At 70.5% G+C, this 4,026-nt stretch carries 1 protein-coding gene and 1 pseudogene; one reads left to right on the forward strand and one right to left on the reverse strand.

Going from position 1 to position 4,026, the window contains the following annotated elements:
• Positions 1-38 precede the first annotated feature (38 nt).
• Positions 39-780: pseudogene (locus tag RB628_RS35985) on the forward strand (sulfite exporter TauE/SafE family protein).
• A gap of 21 nt (positions 781-801) precedes the next feature.
• Here RB628_RS35985 and RB628_RS35990 read toward each other — a convergent pair.
• Positions 802-3,972: an alpha-L-rhamnosidase gene (locus RB628_RS35990; RefSeq protein ID WP_318324853.1), complete on the reverse strand. Its 3,171-nt coding sequence runs from the start codon at positions 3,970-3,972 to the stop codon at positions 802-804.
• Positions 3,973-4,026 lie beyond the last annotated feature (54 nt).

Below are 4,026 nucleotides of genomic sequence, written 5' to 3' on the forward strand. Positions count from 1 at the left end.
CTCGGTGCTCCGGGCGGCTGTTCCTGCGGGTCCAGCGAATTGCGCAGCAGAGTCTACGCCGAGTACAAAACCGTGCCACCCGCTCGGTACCGAGTGGCACACTCATCACCTTCCCCGTTCTGCTCGCCACCGGCCTGACGCCCGTCACCGCCACGGTCTCCAACGCGCTCGGGCTGATCCCCGGCTCCATCAGCGGAGCCATCGGCTACCGGAAGTTCAAGGGGCAGGGCCGGCGCCTCCTGAAACTGGGCGTCGGCGCCCTGGTGGGCGGCCTCACGGGCGCCACGCTCCTGCTGGCCCTGCCTGCCTCCGCGTTCGAGATGATCATGCCGGTCCTGGTGGGCCTGGCACTTGTCCTGGTCGCGCTGCAGCCCCCGATCAGCAGGAGTGTGCGGCGCCGCCGCAGCCGCACCGGTCACTCCGGCCGCCGCGACGGTGGCCCGCTGTTGCTCACGGGCCTGACCCTCGCGAGCGCGGCGGCTACTTCGCCGCCGCTCAGGGGATCATCTACATGTCCCTGATGGGCATGCTCCTCGACGAGACGTTGCAACGCCTCAACGCTGCGAGGAACGTCCTCGCCGCCGTGGTCAACACCGTCGCCGCGTCTTATTCCTCTTCGCGGCGGACTTCGACCGGACGGCCGTATCGCTGATCGCGGTGGGTTCCGCGATCGGCGGCCAGATCGGATCCACCGTGGGCCGCCGCTTCAGTCCCGCGGTGCTGCGGACCCTCATCGTGACGATCGGCACCGTGGCCATCGTTCAGTTGCTGCTGAAGTGAGCCGTTGGACAGGCGTGCGGGTCACGTGGTGAAGCGGTGGCTGCCGGACTCGACCCGGTACACCACGCAGCCGTCCTCCTGCCGCAGCAACGTCGCGCGGGTGTGGGTGACCTCCTCCGGAGCAGCCGCCGGGATCCATACCTCGGCGGTCGTGTTGGGCGGCACGACGCACGTCAGGGCGAAGCCGCCGGCCCGCTGTTGCCACCGTGTGGAGACCGGGCCGTAGACCGAGGCGAACGTGGATCGGGCGGTGGTGACGTCGCCGCCCGGGCGCGGACGGACGACGATCTCGCGGTAGCCGGGACGGCCCGCCGCGATACCGGCGATGTTCGTGTACATCCACTCCCCCACCGAGCCGTAGGCGTAGTGGTTGAAGGAGTTCATGCCCGCGTCCTGGAAGCTGCCGTCGGGCCGGATGGAGTCCCAGCGTTCCCACATGGTGGTGGCGCCCCTGTCGGTCTGATAGCCCCAGCTGGGGAAGGAGCGTTGCTGGAGCAGCCGGTACGCGACGTCGGTGTGGCCGGTGTCGGTGAGGACGGGCAGCAGCCGGGGCGTACCGAGGAATCCCGTCGACAGGTGCCAGTCCTTGGCCTCTATGAGCGCGACGAGACGGTCGGCTGCCGCACCCCGCAGCGCGTCCGGCAGCAGGTTCATCGACAGGGCGAGGACATAGGCCGTCTGTGTGTCGCCCTTCACCCTGCCGTCGGCGGTGACATAGGCGTTCTGGAACGCTGCCCGTATGCGTGTGAAGAGGTCGAGGTAGGGGGTGGAGTCCTTGCCGAGTTCGGCGGCCGTCCGGGCCGCGAGGTCGGCGCTGTGCGCGAAGTAGGCGGTGGCGACCACGTCCTTGGGCGTCTCGTCCAAGATGTTCAGCCAGTCGCCGTATCCCGCGTCCGGACGCAACAGGCCGGTGCTGTTCCTCTCCAGGTACGCCAGCCATGCCTGGATGGACGGCCAGGCATCCTCCAGTACCTGCCGGTCCCCGTACGCCTGGTACAGGGACCAGGGAACCGTGACGCCCGCGTCGCCCCATCCGGCGACGCCGTTGCCGACCGTGCCGACCATCGGCGCCACGTCGGTGAAGGCGCCCTGGGCGGTCTGGGCGTCGCGCAGGTCCACGAGCCACTTGGTGAGGAAGCGGGCCGATTCCATGGTGTACGCGGCCGTGGGTGCGAAGACGTTGATGTCACCCGTCCACCCGAGGCGCTCGTCGCGCGCGGGGGTGTCCGTCGGCACGGAGAGGAAGTTGCCGCGTTGCCCCCAAGTGATGTTGCTGTGCAGCTTGTTGAGCATCGGGACGTCGGTCTCGAACTCGAAGGTGAAGGGCGCGGAGGTGTGCATGACGCGACCGGTCACGGCTTTCGCCGAGGGGGTGCCGGGGAACCCGGTCACCTCGACGTAACGGAAGCCGTGGAAGGTGAAGCGCGGCTCGTACATCTCCTCGCCGCCGCCCTTGAGGGTGTACGTGTCGGTGGCCGTGGCGGTGCGCAGGTTCGCGGTGTACAGGGTGCCGTCCGGGTTGAGGACCTCGGCGTGCCTGAGCCGTACGGTCGTTCCCGTGTCGCCCGAGACCCGCAGCCGTACCGACCCGACCATGTTCTGGCCGAGATCGAAGACGAAGACGCCCGGCCTGGGTTCGGTCACCGCCTTGGCCGGGAGTTCCTTGGCCACCCGGACCGGTCCGTCCACCTGCGCGACGATCAGGTCGGGAGCCGCGTCGCCGGCCGTACGGACGCCGAGCCAGGTCCGGTCGTCGAAGCCGGGTGAGGTCCAGCCGGAGGTTTCCTTGCGCGCGTCGTACGTCTCGCCGCTGAGCAGGTCGGCGGAGACGATCGGCCCTGAGGTGGCCCGCCAGTCCGTGCCCGAGGTGATGCGCTCGCTCGTTCCGTCGGCGTACTCGACCTCCAACTGCGCGAGCAGCGCGGGGCGTTCGCCGTACTGGTGGGGTCCGAACATGCCGACGTTGCCCGCGTACCAACCCGGCGCCACCCATGCGCCGATGGCGTTGGCGCCGGGCCGCAGGAACTTGGTGACGTCGTACGTCTGGTACTGGACGCGTTCGCGGTAGTCGGTCCAGCCGGGAGCGAGCTGGTCGCGGCCCACGCGGCGGCCGTTGAGATGGGCCTCGTACAGGCCGAGAGCCGTGGCGTACAGGCGGGCGCGCGCCACCTTCTTGCGAGGGAGCCTGAACTCGTGCCGCAGTTGGTTGGCGGCGAACGACGCGGGGACGACCCTCCCCCAGGGCCCTGCTCCCCAGGCGGCCGCCACCTTCGCCGCGGGCCAGCCGCTGTCGTCGAAGTCCGCCCCACGCCAGTCGGCGGCGGGTTCCTGGTTCGTCGACCTCCAGGAGACGTCGGTGACGATCCGCTGCTCGCCGGAGGCCGTGTGGACCGTGAGGACGGCGACCAGCCCCGCGGGTCCCACGCTCGCGTTGGCCGCCGAGACCGCGAGGACGTTCTTCCCGGAACGCAGCTGGGCGAGGACGTCGAGGACGGCCGGCCGGCGCCAGTTCTCGAACTCCGTCGCCAGGTCGGTGCGGGCCACCTCGGCACCGTTCACGGAGACGGCGAAAACGTTGTCAGCGCTGATGGCGAGCGTCGCGGCCGTGATCCCGTCCGGGAGGTCGACGGTACGGCGGAACCAACAGGTGCCCGCGGGCGCGCTGTTGGCCGGCTCACCCTCGGGGAACCAGATCCACGCGGAGCCCGCAAGCGAGGGCGCGTCGGTGAGGGCCGCAGGAGCGCAGACCCATTGCGCGGACCACTGCGTGGCGTCCATGAGGCCGGTCTCCCACCACGCCGGCGTGCTCCATCCGGAGGCGCCGTCGCCGGCGTCCCATACCCGCACGGACCAGAAGTAGCGGGTACGCGGCTTGAGTTGGGGCCCTGTGTACGGGACGAGGACGGACTCACCGGAGGTGATCTTTCCGCTGTCCCAGACATCCGGGTGGGACAGGCCCGACTCGGTGGAGGCGACGCGGATCCGATAGGCGCTCTGGCTCACGCCCGGCTTGTCCGAGGCCAACGGCCAACTCAGTCGCGGGCGTTGGGCGTCGAGTCCCAGGGGGTGCTGGACGTACTCGACGGTCGGCGCGGTGACGCGCAGAGTGCCACGGTGCGTACCCCCCTGGGCCTGTGCGGACGCCTGTGCGGCCGCCGCTGATCCGGCGTCGGTGGCCGCGGCGGCGGCCACCGTGGCCGCCGTGGCCGCCGTGGCCGCCGTGGCCGCCGTGGCCGCCGTGGCCGC

The sequence above is a fragment of the Streptomyces sp. ADMS genome (genome assembly GCF_033441795.1).
Lineage (GTDB): Bacteria > Actinomycetota > Actinomycetes > Streptomycetales > Streptomycetaceae > Streptomyces.